Origin of the sequence: Janibacter massiliensis, from assembly GCF_900289115.1 — a bacterium.
Lineage (GTDB): Bacteria > Actinomycetota > Actinomycetes > Actinomycetales > Dermatophilaceae > Janibacter_A > Janibacter_A massiliensis.
This window is the reverse complement of record NZ_LT985196.1, coordinates 1,078,455-1,095,875: the sequence shown is the minus strand read 5'-3', so window position 1 is coordinate 1,095,875 and position 17,421 is coordinate 1,078,455. Positions and strand designations below refer to the sequence as shown.

16 protein-coding genes, 1 tRNA gene and 1 other annotated feature are annotated in these 17,421 nt (G+C 67.7%); of the genes, 6 read left to right on the top strand and 11 right to left on the bottom strand.

The genetic code is table 11. The annotated features are described in order from the left end of the window. Positions 1–33 precede the first annotated feature (33 nt). Complete coding sequence (locus tag DAA34_RS05350) at positions 34–1,593, top strand: dolichyl-phosphate-mannose--protein mannosyltransferase (protein WP_106817930.1); 1,560 nt, start codon at positions 34–36, stop codon at positions 1,591–1,593. 74 nt (positions 1,594–1,667) lie between these two features. Then, positions 1,668–5,183, top strand: a complete 3,516-nt coding sequence (locus tag DAA34_RS05345) for a TM0106 family RecB-like putative nuclease (protein ID WP_106817929.1) — start codon at positions 1,668–1,670, stop codon at positions 5,181–5,183. Positions 5,184–5,195: 12 nt separating this feature from the next. Here DAA34_RS05345 and ppk2 read toward each other — a convergent pair whose 3' ends face one another. Beyond that, positions 5,196–6,086 (bottom strand): polyphosphate kinase 2, encoded by an 891-nt coding sequence (gene ppk2, locus DAA34_RS05340; RefSeq protein WP_234354123.1) that lies wholly within the window; start codon positions 6,084–6,086, stop codon positions 5,196–5,198. 94 nt (positions 6,087–6,180) lie between these two features. On the opposite strand from ppk2, the gene DAA34_RS05335 reads away from it, so the two are divergent. From DAA34_RS05335 to DAA34_RS05325, 4 genes are all read left to right on the top strand, one after another. Then, positions 6,181–7,158 carry an ATP-binding cassette domain-containing protein gene (locus tag DAA34_RS05335; protein ID WP_106819837.1) on the top strand — a complete coding sequence of 326 codons (978 nt, stop codon included), beginning with the start codon at positions 6,181–6,183 and terminating at the stop codon, positions 7,156–7,158. Further along, entirely contained in the window at positions 7,155–7,982 is an 828-nt protein-coding gene (locus tag DAA34_RS05330) for an ABC transporter permease (protein ID WP_106817927.1), read from the top strand. The genes DAA34_RS05335 and DAA34_RS05330 overlap by 4 nt, the downstream gene beginning before the upstream one ends. 256 nt (positions 7,983–8,238) lie before the next feature. After that, complete coding sequence (locus DAA34_RS12100; RefSeq protein ID WP_158707627.1) at positions 8,239–8,526, top strand: hypothetical protein; 288 nt, start codon at positions 8,239–8,241, stop codon at positions 8,524–8,526. A gap of 41 nt (positions 8,527–8,567) precedes the next feature. Next, positions 8,568–9,620, top strand: a complete 1,053-nt coding sequence (locus tag DAA34_RS05325) for a nucleotide kinase domain-containing protein (RefSeq protein ID WP_158707729.1) — start codon at positions 8,568–8,570, stop codon at positions 9,618–9,620. Between the two features lie 26 nt (positions 9,621–9,646). On the opposite strand, the gene DAA34_RS05320 is transcribed toward DAA34_RS05325, so the two are convergent. The 10 genes from DAA34_RS05320 to DAA34_RS05270 all read right to left on the bottom strand — a co-directional run bounded on the left by DAA34_RS05320 (position 9,647) and on the right by DAA34_RS05270 (position 17,375). Next, positions 9,647–10,252, bottom strand: a complete 606-nt coding sequence (locus DAA34_RS05320; protein ID WP_106817926.1) for a dTMP kinase — start codon at positions 10,250–10,252, stop codon at positions 9,647–9,649. A gap of 17 nt (positions 10,253–10,269) precedes the next feature. Continuing rightward, on the bottom strand, positions 10,270–11,157 hold the full coding sequence (locus DAA34_RS05315; protein WP_106817925.1) for a nucleoside triphosphate pyrophosphohydrolase family protein: 888 nt from the start codon (positions 11,155–11,157) through the stop codon (positions 10,270–10,272). A 21-nt stretch (positions 11,158–11,178) separates the two neighbouring features. Next, entirely contained in the window at positions 11,179–11,784 is a 606-nt protein-coding gene (locus DAA34_RS05310; RefSeq protein ID WP_158707626.1) for a C1 family peptidase, read from the bottom strand. A gap of 100 nt (positions 11,785–11,884) precedes the next feature. Then, positions 11,885–13,291, bottom strand: coding sequence for an ImmA/IrrE family metallo-endopeptidase (locus DAA34_RS05305; protein ID WP_234354257.1), 1,407 nt, complete (start codon positions 13,289–13,291; stop codon positions 11,885–11,887). Between the two features lie 11 nt (positions 13,292–13,302). Next, entirely contained in the window at positions 13,303–13,740 is a 438-nt protein-coding gene (locus DAA34_RS05300) for a helix-turn-helix transcriptional regulator (protein ID WP_106817922.1), read from the bottom strand. After that, a complete protein-coding gene (locus DAA34_RS05295; protein ID WP_106817921.1) occupies positions 13,740–14,135 on the bottom strand; it encodes a holo-ACP synthase in 396 nt (131 codons plus the stop codon). The genes DAA34_RS05300 and DAA34_RS05295 overlap by 1 nt, the downstream gene beginning before the upstream one ends. A gap of 2 nt (positions 14,136–14,137) precedes the next feature. Next, on the bottom strand, positions 14,138–14,986 hold the full coding sequence (locus DAA34_RS05290; protein WP_106817920.1) for a hypothetical protein: 849 nt from the start codon (positions 14,984–14,986) through the stop codon (positions 14,138–14,140). After that, positions 14,983–15,381 carry a hypothetical protein gene (locus tag DAA34_RS05285; RefSeq protein ID WP_158707624.1) on the bottom strand — a complete coding sequence of 133 codons (399 nt, stop codon included), beginning with the start codon at positions 15,379–15,381 and terminating at the stop codon, positions 14,983–14,985. The genes DAA34_RS05290 and DAA34_RS05285 overlap by 4 nt, the downstream gene beginning before the upstream one ends. Before the next feature lie 398 nt (positions 15,382–15,779). Beyond that, positions 15,780–17,047, bottom strand: a protein-coding gene (locus DAA34_RS05280) for an IS3-like element ISTesp1 family transposase (RefSeq protein WP_106817918.1) whose coding sequence is annotated in 2 segments (ribosomal slippage) — positions 15,780–16,738 and positions 16,738–17,047 — 1,269 coding nt in all. Because the reading frame shifts where the segments join, the coding sequence is not laid out codon by codon here. Continuing rightward, positions 16,614–16,744, bottom strand: a sequence feature (AL1L pseudoknot). It overlaps the preceding gene by 131 nt. A 255-nt stretch (positions 17,048–17,302) precedes the next feature. Then, positions 17,303–17,375 (bottom strand) — tRNA-Ala (locus DAA34_RS05270). Positions 17,376–17,421 lie beyond the last annotated feature (46 nt).

Genomic DNA, 17,421 nt, shown 5'->3' with positions numbered 1-17,421 from the left:
GGCGGCGCGTGACCGCCGCCTACGATGGCCGCCATGACCCGGGCCGAGCAGCTGCGTGCCCGCCTGCTCGGATTCCGGCCCAGCGACGCGCTGTGGGGCTGGCTCGGCCCGACGCTCATCGCGATCGTCGGCGGCTTCATCCGGTTCTGGCAGCTCGACCGTCCCCACCAGCTCGTCTTCGACGAGACGTACTACGTCAAGCAGGGCGTCTCGATGATGCGCTACGGCGTCGAGATGCGGTGGAAGGGCGAGGGCGAGAAGGTCGACCCGAGCTTCACCCGCGGCACCCTCGAGGTGTTCAGGACGACCGAGGGCGACATGGTCGTCCACCCGCCGGTCGGCAAGTGGATCATCGCCGCGGGCGAGTGGCTCTTCGGCCCCACGTCGTCCTACGGCTGGCGCTTCTCCGTGGCGCTCCTCGGGACGGTCTCGATCCTCATGGTGGGGCGGATCGCGCGGCGGATGTTCGGCTCGACGCTGCTGGGGTGCATCGCCGCGTTCCTCACGGCGTTCGAGGGCCACCACTTCGTCCACTCCCGCACGGGCCTGCTCGACATCATCGTCATGTTCTTCGCCCTCGCGGCGTTCGGGGCGCTGCTGGTCGACCGGGACGCGAGCCGCGCGATCCTCGCCCGCAAGGTCGCAGAGATCCCCACCGGCACGCGCCTGCAGTGGGGGCCCTGGCTCGGGCTGCGCCCGTGGCGCTGGGTCGCGGCGGTGAGCATCGGGCTGTGCGCGGGGACGAAGTGGTCCGGCTTCTACTACCTCGTCGTCTTCGGTCTGCTCACGGTGCTGTGGGACATGGGCGCCCACCGGGCGGCGGGGGTGCGGAACTGGCTGCGCGCGGGCCTGATCAAGGACGCCCCGCAGGCGGCGGTCACGATCGTCGGCGGGACGCTCGTCACGTACGTCGCCTCGTTCGCGGGGTGGTTCGCGACCGACCGCGGGTACGACCGGCAGTGGGCGTGGACCAACCCCGCACCCGCCGGCTGGGGCTGGGTCCCGGGGCCGCTGCGCTCGCTGTGGCAGTACCACAAGGAGATCCTCGACTTCCACAACCACCTGACGAGCCCGCACCAGTACCAGTCCAACCCGTGGGCGTGGCTCGTCCAGGCGCGCCCGACGTCGTTCTTCTACGAGACGAAGACGACCGGCCAGGAGGGCTGCACCGTCGAGAAGTGCAGCAAGGCCATCAGCTCGCTGGGAACGATCTCGATCTGGTGGGTGGCGGCGGCCGGGATCGTCGTCCTGCTCTGGTACTGGGTCGGGCGTCGCGACTGGCGGGCCGGGGCGATCCTCGCGGGCTACGCGGGCGGGTACCTGCCGTGGTTCCTCATCCAGCACCGGACGATCTACCAGTTCTACTCGATCGCCTTCCAGCCGTTCGTCGTCCTCACGGTGGTCTTCGTCCTCGGCCTCGTCCTGGGACCGAAGGACGCCTCGGAGACCCGGCGCCACGTCGGCATCGTGCTCGTCGGGGCGTACTGCCTGGCCACGCTCATGCTCTTCGCCTTCTACTGGCCGATCTACACCGCACAGGTCATCCCCTACGACCACTGGCGCTACCGGATGTGGCTGCCGAGCTGGGTGTGACGGCGCGCTGACGGTCCTGCCGGCGAGCCGGTGATCGCACCGGCGTTGTCGGTGCCGGCTCGTAGGTTGGGGGCATGTTCCTCCCCGACGGCCCCGGCGGCGACCTCGTCCTCAGCGCGCGTGACCTGCGGACGGCAGCCGCGTGCGAGTTCGCCCTGCTCGCCGAGCTGGACGTCGCGCTCGGGCGGTCCGAACCACTCGCGACGACCGACGACCCGATGCTCGCCCGCCTGGCCGACCTCGGGAACGCGCACGAGCAGCGCGAGCTGCTGCGGCTGCGCCGGGATCACCACGTCGTCCAACCGCCGGCGGCCCCGACCCGATCCCGCACGGACCTCGAGGCCGCGTGCGCCGCGACGCTCGACGCGCTCCGCTCGGACGCAGGTGTCGTCTACCAGGCGACGCTCTTCGACGGGTCGTTCCTCGGCCTCGCGGACTTCCTCGTGCGCGACCCCTCCGGCGGCTGGGTCGTCACCGACACCAAGCTCGCCCGGCGCGAGGACGTCGCCGCGCTCCTGCAGGTCGGTGCGTACGCGGACGTCCTCGGGGCGCTCGACGTACCGGTGGCCGACCGGCTCCGGCTCGTCCTGGGGACGGGGGCGGCGAGCGAGGTGCCCACGCGGGAGGTGCTGCCCGTCGCGCGGGCTCGGCGTCGGCGTGCCGAGGAGCTGACCGCCTCCCACCGTGAGGGCCAGGACCCGGTCGCCTGGGGTACGTCCGGGGTGCTCGCCTGCGGCCGCTGCGACGCGTGCTCGGCGGCGGCGGAGCGCGAGCGGGACCTCGTGCTCGTCGCCGGGATGCGCCCCCGGACCAGGGCCGCGCTGCATAAGGCGGGGGTCACGACCATCGACGACCTCGCCGTGCGGGTCGAGCCGGTGCCCGGGGTCGGGGCCGAGCGGCTGGGACGGCTGGCCGCGCAGGCCCGCCTCCAGGTCGCCCGAGAGTCCGCCGACGAAGGGGTCCTCCCGTACGAGGTCTTCTCCCCGACCGACCTCGGTCGACTTCCTGCGCCGAGCGCCGGGGACCTCTTCTTCGACTTCGAGGGCGACCCGATGTGGGCCGAGCCGGGCAGCGACGTGTGGGGGCTGGAATACCTCTGGGGTTTCGTCGACGTCGAGAACGGGACGGAGGAGCCGCGCTTCACGGCCTTGTGGGCGCACGACCGCGCCGGAGAGCGGCAGGCGCTGCGCGACTTCCTCGGGCACGTGGTCGAGCTCCGGGGCCGCTACCCGGGGATGCACGTCTACCACTACTCCTCCTACGAGACCGCCGCGCTCAAGCGGTTGTCCGTGCGGTACGGCGAGTGCGAGCAGGAGCTCGACGACCTGCTGCGGGCCGGGGTCTTCGTCGACCTCTACCCGGCGGTCAAGGCGGCCGTCCGGGTCGGGAGCCCCTCGTACAGCATCAAGAAGCTCGAGCCGCTCTACATGGGTGACCAGCTGCGGGACGACGAGGGCGTCACCGGCGGCGCCGAGTCCATCGTCGAGTATCAGGAGTACCTCGATGCGCTCATCGCCGGGGCGGGTGAGCGGGCCGCGGAGAAGCTGGAGCGGATCGCCGAGTACAACGAGTACGACTGCGTCTCGACCCTCCGGCTGCGGGACTGGTTGCTCGCGCACGCCCAGGACCCTGCCGACGCCGGGGACCAGGTGGACGACGCTCGCGCGTCGAGCGAGGCCGACTCCGCTGCCTGGGCCGATGCGGTCGCGGTCGAGGCGCGGCTGCGCGGCCTGCTCGGCGACGTGCCGCCCCATGAGCGGAGCGCCGAGCAGCAGGCGTTGGCGATGGTCGCCGCCGCGCAGCAGTTCCATCGCCGCGAGAACAAGCCGTTCTGGTGGTCTCACTTCGAACGGCTCGCCTCGCCCCAGGACGAGTGGGCCGACGACACCGGGGTCTTCGTCGCGGAGCGGGTGGAGGTCGTCTCCGACTGGGCGAGGCCGAGCGCACGGAGCCTGCCACGGAGGGTGCTGCGGCTCGAGGGCCGTGCCCTCGGGTCGAGCCCGGCGGGCGACGGCACGAAGGGCCGCGCGGTGTACACCGGCGTCCACCCGCCGGGCACCGAGTGCGGCCCGCGGAACCTCCACACCTGCGAGCCATCGGCCGTCGTCATCGGGTCGACCCACGAGGACGGGCACGACGTGATTCTCCTCGAGGAGTCGCTGAAGAAGGGCTGCCCGGAGCACGACGTCCTGCCCACCGGCTTCATCCCGTGGGACTTCGTCACGACGAAGAGCATCGACGCCGCGCTGCGGGAGATCGGGGACGAGGTCGCGCGGTCGTGGCCGGATCTGCCGCGGTCGGCGGGTGTCGACCTGCTGCGCCGGATCCCGCCGCGGACGCGGTCGAGGCACGGGCTCGCTCCCGTCGAGGACGGTGACGGACGGTACGTCGACGCCCTCGTGGCGTCCCTGACGGACCTCGACCACTCCTACCTCGCGGTCCAGGGCCCGCCCGGCACGGGCAAGACGTACGTCGCCTCCCGGGTCATCGCCCGGCTCGTCGGCGACGGCTGGCGGATCGGTGTCACCTCGCAGGGGCACGCGGCGATCACCAACGTCCTGCGCGCGTGCGCCGAGGCCGGCGTCCCGCGCGATCAGCTCGCCCACCACCCGGGAGGGAAGGCGGGTGATGGGTCCGACCCGGACGTCCTGCCGTGGACCCGGACCACGGACCTCGCAGGCTTCGCCGCGGACCTCCGTGACCGGGGCCGGGGCTACGTCGTCGGCGGTACGGCGTGGGCGATGACGAACGAGAACGTCGTCGGTCGGGGTGAGCTGGACCTCCTCGTCGTCGACGAGGCCGGGCAGTTCTCGACGGCGAAGACGCTCGCCTGCTCGGTCGCGGCCGACAACCTCCTGCTCCTGGGGGACCCGCAGCAGCTCCCGCAGGTGAGCCAGGGCACCCACCCCGATCCGGTCGACACCTCGGCGCTCGGCTGGCTCCTCGGGGAGCACACCGAGGTCATCCCGTCCGAGCTCGGCTACTTCCTCGAGACGACGTGGCGGATGCACCCGGCCCTGACCGAGACGGTCTCGCACCTGGCGTACGCCGGCGCCCTCCGTGCAAAGGTGCCGCAGACGAGTGACCGGTCCCTCGACGGGATCGCCCCCGGGGTCCACGTCGTCGACGTCGACCACACCGGTCGCACGACGGCCTCCCCCGAGGAGGCCGACGCGGTGGTCGACCTCGTCCGCGACCTCGTCGGGCGGCCGTGGACCGCGGCCGCCGGGGAGCTGCCGCGCCCGCTCGAACCGTCGGACGTGTGCGTCGTCGCGCCGTTCAACGCACAGGTCCACACCGTTCGTCGGGCCCTCGAGGACGCCGGGCTGGACGACGTGCCCGTCGGGACGGTGGACAAGTTCCAGGGGCAGGAGGCCCCGGTCGCCATCCTGACGATGGCCTCGTCCGCCCCGGAGGAGTCCTCCCGCGGTCTTGCCTTCGTCACCGACCGGCACCGCCTCAACGTCGCGATCTCGCGCGGGCAGTGGGCCGCCTACGTGGTCCGCTCCCCCCTGCTCACGGCGACGACGCCCCGCTGCGTCGAGGGTCTGCTCGACATGGGGGCGTTCCTCGCCGTGTGCGGGGAGTAGGTCGCCTCCCGATCAGTCGCCGACGGTGTCGCGGGCGCGGGAGATGATCTTCGGGTCGGCTGGGAAGACGACCTCGGGGTCCTTGCCCTCGTAGTCGAACTGGTTGAGGAAGTGCCGCAGCGCGTTGATCCGCGCCCGCTTCTTGTCGTTGCTCTTGATCGTGATCCACGGGGCGTGGTCGGTGTCGGTGCGCAGGAAGTTCTCCTCCTTGGCGCGGGTGTAGTCCTCCCAGCGCGAGAGGGACTCCAGGTCCATCGGAGACAGCTTCCACCGGCGGACCGGGTCGATCTGGCGGATGGCGAAACGGGTCCGCTGCTCGGACTGGGTGACCGAGAACCAGAACTTCGTCAGCGAGATCCCCGAGTCGAAGAGCATCTCCTCGAACAGCGGCGTCTGGTGCATGAAGCGCTCGTACTCCTCGTCGGAGCAGAAGCCCATGACCCGCTCGACACCGGCGCGGTTGTACCAGGAGCGGTCGAACAGGACGATCTCGCCCGAGGTCGGCAGGTGGCGGATGTACCGCTGGAAGTACCACTGCCCGGCCTCGCGGTCGCTCGGCTTCGTCAGGGCGACGACCCTCGCGGCTCGCGGGTTGAGGTGCTCCATGAACCGCTTGATCGTGCCCCCCTTGCCGGCGGCGTCACGACCCTCGAAGACGATGACGTGCTTGGCGCCGGTCTCCTGGGTCCAGTACTGGAACTTCAGCAGCTCGATCTGCAGCAGGTACTTCTCGACCTCGTACTGGTCGCGGGACATCCGCTCCTCGTACGGGTAGTTCTCCCGCCACGTGTCGACGGCGTTGCCGCCCGGGTCGATGAGGTCGGGGTCCTCGCCGTGGTCGTCGCGAACGGTGTAGCCGTCCTCGCGCAGGTGGTCGATGTAGGAACGCAGGTCCTGCTGCACGACGGTCCTCTCCTGGAGCCTCGGGTCTGGCCGCCATTGTGCCGCAGCGAGGAGGCCGTCGCCGTCGTCGGACCCCTCCCCTACCGTGGCGGGCATGAGCGATCTCGCCATCGAGGCCCACGGCCTGCGCAAGCGGTACCGGGACGTCGAGGCCCTGCGCGGCATCGACCTCGCCGTCCCCACGGGCACGGTGCTCGGGGTCCTCGGTCCCAACGGTGCGGGGAAGACGACCGCCGTCCGCATCCTGTCCACCCTCATCCGGCCCGATGCCGGCAGCGCGCGGGTCGCCGGGGTCGACGTCGTCGCCGACCCGTTCGGCGTCCGGCGCCGGATCGGGGTGGCCGGCCAGTACGCCGCGGTCGACGAGTACCTCTCGGGGCGGGAGAACCTCGAGATGATCGGCGATCTGTACCACCTGGGCCGCTCGGCCGCCCGGGCCCGCGCCGCCGAGCTGCTGCGCGACTTCCGGCTCGAGGACGCCGCCGAGCGCCCGGCGAAGACGTACTCCGGCGGCATGCGGCGGCGGCTCGACCTGGCCGGGGCGCTCGTCGCCCGCCCGCCGGTCGTCTTCCTCGACGAGCCGACGACGGGGCTCGACCCGCGCAGCCGCGGGGACATGTGGCAGGTCATCGCCGACCTCGTCGCCGACGGCACGACGGTCCTCCTCACGACCCAGTACCTCGAGGAGGCCGACCAGCTCGCCCACGACATCGTCGTCGTCGACCAGGGCCGGATCATCGCCCGTGGCACCGCCGACGACCTCAAGGCGCAGGTCGGCGGGGAGCGCCTGTCGGTGACGATCGCCGAGGCCGACCGCCTCGACGAGGTGGCCGGGGTGCTGGCGGACCTGTCCATCGGCGAGATCGAGCGCGACGAGCACACGCGCACGCTGACGCTTCCGGTGGCGACCGGGCCGCACGCGATCGTCGAGGCCGTCGGGCGCCTCACCGAGCGCCAGGTGACGGTGCAGGACATCGGCATCCGTCGCCCCACCCTCGACGACGCCTTCCTCACCCTCACCGGCCACCGCACCAGCGGGGACGCCGCGACCGACTCGGAGCAGAGCGCATGAACCACCTCGTGAGCGACTCGCTGACCATCATGCGGCGGAACATCATCAAGATCCGCCGGGTCCCGGACCTGCTCGTGTTCACGACGCTGCAGCCGATCATGTTCGTCCTGCTCTTCGGGTTCGTCTTCGGTGCGCTCGCGCCGGGCGACCCGCGCGGCTACCGCGAGTTCCTCCTCGCCGGCGTGTTCGCGCAGACGGTCGTCTTCGGGGGCACGTTCACCGGCTACGGCATGGCAGAGGACATGCAGAAGGGCGTCATCGACCGGTTCCGCACCCTGCCGATGCACCCCGGCGCGGTCCTCGCGGGCCGGACGCTCTCCGACGTCGTCAACAACACGATCTCGCTCGTCGTCATGGCCCTGACCGGGCTGATCATCGGCTGGCGGATCCGCGACGGGGTCCTCGGCGCGGTGATCGGCTTCGCCCTGCTCCTGCTGTTCGCCTACGCGGTCAGCTGGATCATGGCGTGGGTCGGCCTGAAGGTCCGCTCGCCCGAGGTCGTCGGGAACGCGTCGTTCATGGTGATCTTCCCCCTGACGTTCATCGCCAACACCTTCGTGCCGTCGGAGAACATGCCCTCGGTCCTGCGGACGTTCGCCGGGTGGAACCCGGTCTCGACCCTGACGCACGCCGCCCGGGAGAACTTCGGCAACCTCGGTGCGATGGCCGGGAACGGGATGCCCGAGGCTGCCGTGCGATCCCAGGCCGAGTACACGTGGGCGCTGCAGCACGCGGAGATCTACACCCTCGCGTGGGTCGCCGTGATCCTCGCGATCTTCGTCCCCCTGTCGATCCGCCAGTACCAGCGGGCGATGACGAAGTGACCCCGGTCCTCCCCCGATGAGAACGGCGATGGCCTCCGACCGGCGGGGCGGAGGCCATCGTCATCGGGTGGACCTCCGTAGAGACTTTGAGAACACCTGCCAGGCCCACCAGGCAGTCCATTCTCGCTGGTCACAGGGCCAGTACCGAAGCCAGAAGAGGACGCTGGAAACCTCCGTTCGCGACGTTCGGGGGCCGGTCGTGGCTGCGGTTGGGAAAGTTCAAACATTCCTGACTCCAACCCAGATTGACGCACTGGTGGCCGAGTACAGGTCTGGCACAAGCACTGCGAACCTGGCCAAGGCCTTCGGGATCCACCGGAAGACCGTGGTCGCCCACCTGCGTCGACAAGGCGTCCGCCTTCGGCGTGACCGACTGGAGCCGGAGAGCATCCAGAGCGCAATCCAGCTCTACGACGACGGCTGGTCACTGGCTCGGATCGCGGCAAGATTCGGCACGACGGCGAACCCTGTGAGGGCGGTGCTTGTCGCGAACGGGGTTGAAATGAGCAAGCCCTGGGAGCGACCGACCGGTCGCCCTGACTGAAGCCGTAGCGAAGGCTGGGGAGCGCAGGGGCACCTGTGAGCATGGAACCAACTGACGCCCAGCCGGGCTTCTGGCCAGTCGCAGCACTCGCGGGCGGCGATCTGCGAGAAGATGACGCCGTGTGGACTGGAACCCTTGGCGAACGGCAGATTGTCGGCAGCGAAGTCCTGCGCAGTTACTGGACGCTTGCGGCGGAGCGGCAACGGGTCTATCACGCTCGGCTTCAGGGTCAGGCTCCACCCTGGACCGAAGACCCAGTGGTGACTCAGTATCGGTTCACGAACGCTTACCGTGCGGCCGACAGAGTCTCGCAAGACTTGATTAAGGTGATCTACAGCGGCACGCAAGACCCGGAGGATGTCTTGCTCCGGGTCCTGTTGTTCCGCTTCTTCAACAAGCCCGAGACCTGGGCAGCGCTTGAGGAAGCACGCGGGGAGATCACTATCGACGACTTCGACGTTGAGCGATACTCGCGCATTCTTGACGATCGGCTGGCTCGCGGCCAACGCGTCTACTCGGCCGCCTATATCGTGCCGCCGCCGCCCTTCGGCGAGCGGCGCAAGCACCGCAACCACTTGCGGCTCATCGAGCACATGATGACGAGCGGTTTGGAACGTGACCTCGCCAGTGCTCCCTCGCTCGAGGCAGTCTTCTCCCGGCTGATCAAGTTTCCGTCCCTAGGTCCATTTCTCGCCTACCAGCTGACGATCGACCTGAATTACTCCACTCTGATCGACTTCGATGAGGATGACTTCGTCGTCGCCGGACCGGGAGCGCTCAGCGGTCTCGCGAAGTGCTTCCCCAACGCGGACGGCGTTGATCCGGCTGACCTGATCCGAATGATGGTCGAGACGCAGAACGAGCAACTCGACTTCTACGGGATTGACTTCGTTGATCTTTTCGGCCGACCGTTGAAGCTGATCGATTGTCAGAATCTGTTCTGCGAGACCGACAAGTACGCCCGTGTCATGCATCCGGATCGGCGTGGGCTCGGCAACCGCACGCGCATCAAGCAGCAGTTCTCGCCAAACGGCCGCCTGGCCGCCCCGTTCTTTCCGCCGAAGTGGGGTCTCGCAACCGTAACCACGGCCTGACTCATGCCCGCCTATGCGCAGGGATGTCAGCCGACGATGAGGCCGAGCCGCCTGAGTTCACCCACCAGGAGCTCGTGGGTTTCCTCCTCACCCAAGGCAGGGACGTGGATCACGGTCGTGGGACTCTGGTCGGCAATCGTCTGGTAGCCCCCTGACACTCCGTCAACGTTGTTGCTGTCGGCTTCGTAGGTATGGCGAAAGAGGAAGACCACGTCAGCAAACAGTGGCGCCCAGATGGCTTCTGTAAGGGCCCGGAAGGTGCGCTCGTCGATTCCGAGGCCGATTTCCCCCCGGCCGTACCAGCCGTAGGCCAACGTTGACCACCACCAGCGGTCGAGGACAAGCGCGCCGCTCTTGGCCTTCGTCGCAAGAGTTGCCATGGATTCGCTGTGGCAGGCCAGGTGGGCGAGTTGTCGCGCGAGAGGATCGGTCGGCCGGGTGTCTTGATCCTCCAGCAGGGCATAGACCCCGCCGGTGAAGCCACTGAAGCCGGACGGCATGTGCACGAACGTCGTGCTGACCGGGTCAACGACCTGCCTCATCCGATCTAGTTGAGTGGACTTGCCGGCCTTGTCGAGGCCTTCAAAAACGACCACGCTTCCCTGCGCGAGAACTAGGGGGTTCGGTGACATGGCGCTGACTCCCGTGCTCAGCGGGTCGGAGGGATGAAGCTGAGGCTACGGGCGTCAAGGTCGGCGTGAAGCGTGCCTCCGCGGTGGTCGCGCAGCTCGCGGAAGGCTCGGTAGCCAGCGAGGATCGCGTACTCCCAGTCAGCCGTGCTTCGTTCAGCCACTTCCAGATGGCTGGTCATTCGTTGGCAGGCCCTGATGAGGTCGGCGGGCACGCGGTCGCTGGTGGCAAACAGACTGTGCTCGGTAGCGACGGAGAATACGTAGGCAGTCAGACCCTCCTCAAGGGCCGCTGAACGGCCTCCGTCCTGGATGCGGTCGACGTCACGATCACCCTTGCGCTTCACGTTGAGCAGGCCACGAAGCGTTGGGGACCATCCGAGGACCGCCATGTGTCCAAGGTGGAGTGCGTCGTGGTAGCGGTAGTCGTCGTTGTCATCGCGGTTGTCGTCGAGTGGATCGCCAACGGCGTCAGTCCCGCGGTAGATGCGCACGACGGGGACTGGGCGTGCCCCGCGGTCAGTCTCAATGGTCTCAGTGAAGGTGATGTCGATCTGGCGCGGGAACTGCTCATCCTCTGGCCGCTCATCATCAAACAGCCGATGCGGAGGCGGGTTGGCGGGGCGATTGAATCTGAGCTCCGTCTTGTGGAGGTTGTCCTGGAGAATCTCATCGAGGTCGAGGTTGCAGCGGCGTGCGAGGGCGGCGGCGTACCAGGCGAGGTCGCCGAGCTCTTCGCGGACCTCGTCGCGAAATGCCCGGTAGCCGATGGTGTCGCGCTGTTGCTTCTTGTACTCGGCCGAGAGGTTGCCGACCTCGCCGGCGAGTCCGAGCAGGATCAAGGTGAGGTCATCGTCGGGCAGGATGTCGCTGGCAGCCGATCGGCGCTGGTACTCACTGATGTCCATTTGATTTTCTGTTCCTTTGCTTCAGGGTCGTTGGGTGACGACGACTGCCGCTTGGACGGCGTTTGCCACGAGATAGTCCAGGGGAAGCCAGCCGTAACCTGCCGCGCCCCAAGCTTCGGACCAGCTGTTGCGGATCAGCAGCCGTCGTCCCATGACGGGGTCCGTGGCGCATCCGACGACAAGTACTGCGTGGTAGTCGCCGGCCGGGCTGCGTATGTCGGGCACGTCGATCGAGCCGTCTGGGGCTGGGTTTTCGAACTCGTGGGTGACCTCGACGACCAGCACCACGGGGTACCCCGCGGCAAGCGCATCCTCGATTCGATGTTCGACGCCGTCGTGCGAGGGTTCGAAAGTAAGCGTCCTGGCCTGCTGCCACGGCGGCGCGCCTGTCGTGGCGGGCGGGTCTTCGGTCCCGTACCCCAGGTTCGGGTTCCAAGGCCACTCGCTCAACGGAGGTTGGCCCGAACCCGCCAATGCGTCGCCGGCGTGGTTGAGATCCATGCCGTCGGGGTGGGTTTGGCCGCGCTGCGCGCAGTGCCACCAGATCGCCTCTGGCGCCTTGGCTGTGTCCACACTCGGGCCCGATCCGCCGAGCGCATCGTGCGCGTGGCTGAGCGAGATCGGCACGCACAGTGGTCTCGGGCCTTGGCTCATTAGCGGACTGGAGATTCGGCCGCGGAGATCGACGTCTGGGCGAGGCGCGGGAGCTTGGCCGGGAGCGGGAGCGTTAGTCACCGTCGACTCCGTCGGGCCCGCCTTGGTCATGACCCTGCGCCTCCGTTGGTTCGTCGTCGCCCCTGGGCTCGGCGGCCACGCTGAGGTGGTGCTGCCGCCGGGCGGTGGACGGCGCCCGCGCAATCGTGACGTCTATCTCGTAGGACTCTGTTGAGGCCGCGCTGGGGTCGTATGCGGAGCTGTATACGAGCCGAAACGTATCGCGGCCTTCTCCGCTCGAGCGCAGCGCAAGGACACGGGTTCCGGTCCCTCCGACCAGGAGATCTGCAGCTGAGGGTGCTGTGGAATCAACCGCACCGTGTGCGGGCGCGGGAGGCCGGTCAATCGCTGCTTGGAGCGGCTCACCGCGAGCGATAGACCTGCGTAACGCGCGCAGCTCCGACGGCCGGGCTGCAGTCCATGAGGAGCGATAGACGTCTTCCACGGGGCGGAGTCTGGGACCCGCTTGGAGGTCTAGGGTTTCATCGCCCTCACGGCCTAGCTCGTCAGTTTCCTCGCCTGTGGGCTCCGCGCCCGGCAGGATGCGCGTCGATCCAGCGTTGCCACGGATGGCGAGCAGAGCGCGGTCTACGTCCTGGCGCGGCCGGGCAGCAAGAGTGGCGGGCGGAGCCCAGCCCAGCTCGGGACCGGGCGCCTGAGCACCACTCTCGGTCGGCGGCGCCGGATGGACGCGTCGCCGGGCTCGTGCCTGGAGATCGTCCTCGGTGAGCCATTTGTAGCCAGTGGTGCGGTTCTCGGGCAACATGACGATGACTTCGTCACCCTCGGTCACTGCGATCGCACCGCCGGAGGAGCGATCGTCCACGGGCCAGACATCGACGTTTCCGGCAGGCCGGTGTCCCAGTGCGAGTTGCGCCTTGATGATGGCGGGCTGGATCGCGAGCAACTCGTCTCGCTTGTTCCGACTGATCAGGTCGAGGTTGTCCAGCTGGCGCACGACGGCTTCGTAGCTGGCGCCCATGTCGCGAGCCATCGAGTAGACCGACGGGCCTGTGGCTGTGGGCGAGTTGGTGACGCCGTACCGGCCGGCGGTGGCGTAGACCAAAGGCGGGGGCATGAGTAGCTGGCTGGCAAAGATCTGGGCGAGTTGCTCGCGATCGTGCGTCGGGTAGTACAGATCCGCCTCAGTGTCGAACGCCGCTTCGTGATCGAGGACCCAGTGCCCGATCTCGTGGGCGGCGGTGTAGCGCTGGACGGCGGCGCCCCGCTGGGTGCTGAGCATGATGCCGCCATCTCCATGAGGAACCAACGCACCGAGGATCGTCCTGAGGTTGTTGAAGACGAGCTCGAGGTCGAGCTTCTCGATCAGTGCGAAGACGTCGACCGGCGCGTCCTGCGGAACGTCAAGTTCACGCAGGAGGGCATCCGCTTCTTGTAGCGCGTGACGGCGCGCCTGCATCGTGACCACGCTCAGTCTCCATCGACAAGGGGGCGCGTGCGCGCCGTCCGGGTTCGAGGCTTGGAGGTCTGTTGAGCCTTCGCGGCGGCCAAGAACTCGGCAAACCGGAGCACCTGCTCCTTGTCCTCCGGCGAGAGTTCCGCGGTCGCTCGGAAGAGCGCGCCGTTGTCGCCAGCAATCTCTGCGTCAGGTTCTTCGCCGAGAATCCAGGCCACATTGCGACGATAGATCCGAGCGAGTCTGCGAAGCTCCAGCGCACTTACGTTCCGTTTGCCTGCCTCCATAGCGATGACGCTGGTCCGCTGGATCCCGAGCGCGCCTGCAACGTCCTCTTGGGTCAGACCAAGAGTATCGCGAGCACTCCTTAGCCGTTGCCCCACTGCCTGCTGTTCGTTCAGGTCCATGTTCATCTCCTTCCAATTTGGCTCGTCGACGTTGGCGCCGGGCATCACAGATCTTCAGAGGCGTGGTTCGTGCAGCACCGGGTTGCGATCACGAATGCGGTGGCGAGGTCGCCCTCGTGGCTGATCGACAGGCTCAGCGACACACCTGCCTGTTGGGCGAACGCGCCCGCTGTTCCTGACAGTCGCAGCAGGGGGCGCTGGCCTTCGTGGGCGAGGACCTCGATGTCAAGCGGATCGACCTCTCCGATGCCGTGACCCAGTGCTTTCATGGCAGCCTCCTTGGCCGCCCATCGCGTTGCGTACCTTGCTGCAGAGTCTCCGCAGTAGGCCTGTTCTGCGGGGCTCCAGCACAGATCGCGGTAGGTCTGCCCGGATGCCTCGAGCATGGAGGCCATCTGGCTGATGCTCACCATGTCGACGCCGACTTCGGTGGCACACATGTCTACTGCGCCACGTTGGCGGCAGTGATCAGTTCGGCCACGCCGGCCTTGGTGTAGTTGCTGTGCTCTGCATCCGCGAAGGTTGCATTGACCATCAATTCCCCGACACCGTAGCCGGTCTGCTGGGCGAGGAACCCGAGCAGTCGGCTAAGTCCGAGCAGATTGCCGTAGGCCTTGGTCACCAGATACTGGTGCCGGTACGTGGCAGCCATGCTGATGCGGTTCTGGTACAGCGTGAGGTCTACATGAACCAGGCACGGGAATCCATATTCGCGCAGGTCGCTGGCTGCATAGACCTGGAGACCCTCTGGCATGTCGAACAGGTCAGCTTCTCCTCCGACCGCAATGTCCTCGAGATTCCGCTGGCCGACATTCCGTGCACGTGCGCTACGGAAGTGCTTGATTCGGTCGGCGAGTTGGTTCCTCCCACCTCCAGTCTTGCCGGGCCAGCTGACCATCCGTCCGAAGTAGGTTCCATTTTGGTTTGCCGTGTCAGTCGTCAGGATAGGCAGCATTTCCCCGTAGCACTCGTAGAGGTCTGCGGCACTTGCGTCCAACTTGGCTAGCGCATCGTCGTCCATGTCAGGACTGAACGTGAGTCCAGTGTCGGCGTAGACCTCGTGAGGGAACAGCGTTCCCGAGACCGTGTCGACGGGCTGCACGCGCACCTTCTTTCGCGGTACCGCCATGACGGCATCTAGCGCCGCGCGGATCGTTTCGGTCTCGGGTGCCAGCGGGTCCGTGACCGTCGTGATCACGTTGACTGCGTGCCCGCCTCCGTCGGCAACTCGTTCCAAGGTGCGCAGCCATGCCTCACTGATGTTGGCAGCCGGCTCGATGTAGACGCTCATACCAAGGTGCCTTCCGAATCGGCGTTGATCACTGATCTCAGGAGCCCGGTGAGTCCGCCCAGGCTGCGAAGTGACTCGAGGTCCTTCACGCGCGACAGGTTCACCAGCTTGCGACACCCGTATGCCTGGGACACCCGGCCGATCAGCCACACCGCAACCTGGCTGCTGATCCGCGCGGTTCCATCGGGATGCATCTCCCCCGCCGCAAGCTCCTGCGCGGGGCGGTTCGTCATCGCGGCCCAAAGATCCAGCAGGGTGGCGGACATCGCGGTTGCATCCGCGGTCCGTAGATCGGCGCGCCCGAGCCCCGGCACTGCGGCTACGCGCTGTGCCAAGGTCAGGCCAGGCCGAGCAGCCTTCGTCGTCGGCGCAGGAATGCTGGACACGGCGGACACCGACGCAGGAAAGAAGTTCCCTCCGCCCGCCTTCGCGTCCGACGCTACGTCCGATGTCATGACTTCAATGTCGCATTTTTCCGACATCGAATGCAAGTGCTTCCGCCAGGAAGTTCACGCGGCCTGACGCCTCGCCGTGGATCGGGGGTGCGCGTGCCCGGTTGCCACGTACGCTCCTCGACGTGGGCTTCTGGCAACACACCTCGGCGGAGGTCGACGCCCGACTGGTTGAACCGCACTGGGTCTGGTGGAGGCTCGGGCTATTGGATTCCGACCAAGGGGTGGTCGGACCGTTGCGTAGCGTAGAACGCTTCCTCGAACTCTGCTGGCGGGACGTCGCCCAGGTAGCCGTGGAGGCGGTCGTGGTTGTGCCAGTGNGGGTCTGGTGGAGGCTCGGGCTATTGGATTCCGACCAAGGGGTGGTCGGACCGTTGCGTAGCGTAGAACGCTTCCTCGAACTCTGCTGGCGGGACGTCGCCCAGGTAGCCGTGGAGGCGGTCGTGGTTGTGCCAGTGGACCCAGGACAGGGTGGCGAGCTCGACATCCTCGATGCTCTTCCAGGGCCGTCCCTGGCGTGCGGGGCCGCGGATTAGCTCGGCCTTGTAGTAGCCGTTCACGGTCTCGGCAAGGGCGTTATCGTACGAATCCCCGACGGTGCCGATCGAGGGCACCGCACCGATCTCAGCCAGTCGTTCTCCGTAGCGAATCGACGTGAATTGGCTGCCCGCGTCGCTGTGACACCGCAGCCCGTCGAGCTGGGTGCCGCGTGACCACCTGGCCATCTCGATGGCGTCGAGGACCATCGTGGTCCTCATGTGCGAGGCGACTCGCCACCCGACGATCGTGCGGGAGGAGGCGTCGATGATGAAGCAGACGTAGGCGACGCCGGCCCAGGTCGGCACGAAGGTCAGATCTGTGACCCACAACTGGTTCGGCGCGGTGGCGGTGAAGTCGCGGCCCACCAGGTCCGGGTGCCGCGGCATGCCCGGGTCTGGCGTGGTGGTGCGCACCCGCTTGGTGCGCCGCACGCCCTCGATACCCTCGGCGCGCATCAGCCGGGCGACCTGGTCGCGGCCGATGTCGTGACCAGAGCGTCGCGCGGCCTTCCAGATCTTCCGTGCCCCGTAGACCCGGTAGTTGGCTTCCCACAGCTGCCGCACCACCGGGCCCATCACCGCGTCACGTCGGGCACGGGCCGATGGCTGCCGGCTCTTGACCTGGTAGTAGCTGCTGGGGGCCACCTGCAGCACGCTGCAGATGAGCTCGACCCCCAGCCGCCGACCCGCGACGACGTCGTCGCGGTTGGCGTCGATGAACGCGGCTACTTCTTGTGCTGGCGGTCGAGCTCCGCCCCGAAGAAGCTGGCGGCCCTCTTCAAGATTTCGTTGGCGCGCTTGAGCTCACGGTTCTCCTGCTCCAGAGCCTTCATCTTCGCCGCGTCACTGGTACTGATGCCCGCGACGTGGCCCTCGTCGATATCAGCTTGACGGACCCAGGGCCGGACCGACTCGGTGCCGTACCCCAACTGCTGGGCGACGCGCTGGACCGTGCCGTGCTCTGTGCCTAGCTCTGCGCGCAGAGTCCTGACCATCCGCACCGCAGCGGCCTTCTCGTCGGGGCTGTAGCGACGCGTGGTCGGCTTCCCCGGGGTGGTGTCCTTCGGCATGAGTACATCCTCGTTTCCAAACGATGGAGACTCCAACCAATCCAGTGCGGTTCAGGCGCCTGTGCAACCAGGCCTTCTTCACCAAGGTCTTCATCGACGAGGACAACGAGCTGCGCGTCGAGCACAACCGGCCCTTCGAGATGCTCCTCGATCCGCTGGTCAACGCCAACGCCCTGACCTGGGCCGCAGACGCGAACAAGGCCCGAACCTCGACCAACGTTTCCGTTGGCAAGGGTTCGAGCCTTGTGCGTGCGGTGGAGCTGAGGGGATTCGAACCCCTGGCCTTCTCATTGCGAACGAGACGCGCTACCAACTGCGCCACAGCCCCAAGTGCGTCGGTCAGGGTAGCACCCCGGCGCACCGGCACCGAAACT

Excerpts from the sequence above, each read along its gene's own strand:
- DAA34_RS05350 (WP_106817930.1), top strand. The coding sequence starts at position 34 with ATGACCCGGGCCGAGCAGCTGCGTGCCCGCCTGCTCGGATTCCGGCCC.
- DAA34_RS05345 (WP_106817929.1), top strand. The coding sequence starts at position 1,668 with ATGTTCCTCCCCGACGGCCCCGGCGGCGACCTCGTCCTCAGCGCGCGT.
- DAA34_RS05335 (WP_106819837.1), top strand. The coding sequence starts at position 6,181 with ATGAGCGATCTCGCCATCGAGGCCCACGGCCTGCGCAAGCGGTACCGG.
- DAA34_RS05330 (WP_106817927.1), top strand. The coding sequence starts at position 7,155 with ATGAACCACCTCGTGAGCGACTCGCTGACCATCATGCGGCGGAACATC.
- DAA34_RS05325 (WP_158707729.1), top strand. The coding sequence starts at position 8,568 with ATGGAACCAACTGACGCCCAGCCGGGCTTCTGGCCAGTCGCAGCACTC.
- DAA34_RS05320 (WP_106817926.1), bottom strand. The coding sequence starts at position 10,252 with ATGTCACCGAACCCCCTAGTTCTCGCGCAGGGAAGCGTGGTCGTTTTT.
- DAA34_RS05315 (WP_106817925.1), bottom strand. The coding sequence starts at position 11,157 with ATGGACATCAGTGAGTACCAGCGCCGATCGGCTGCCAGCGACATCCTG.
- DAA34_RS05305 (WP_234354257.1), bottom strand. The coding sequence starts at position 13,291 with ATGCAGGCGCGCCGTCACGCGCTACAAGAAGCGGATGCCCTCCTGCGT.
- DAA34_RS05300 (WP_106817922.1), bottom strand. The coding sequence starts at position 13,740 with ATGCCCGGCGCCAACGTCGACGAGCCAAATTGGAAGGAGATGAACATG.
- DAA34_RS05295 (WP_106817921.1), bottom strand. The coding sequence starts at position 14,135 with ATGTGTGCCACCGAAGTCGGCGTCGACATGGTGAGCATCAGCCAGATG.
- DAA34_RS05290 (WP_106817920.1), bottom strand. The coding sequence starts at position 14,986 with ATGAGCGTCTACATCGAGCCGGCTGCCAACATCAGTGAGGCATGGCTG.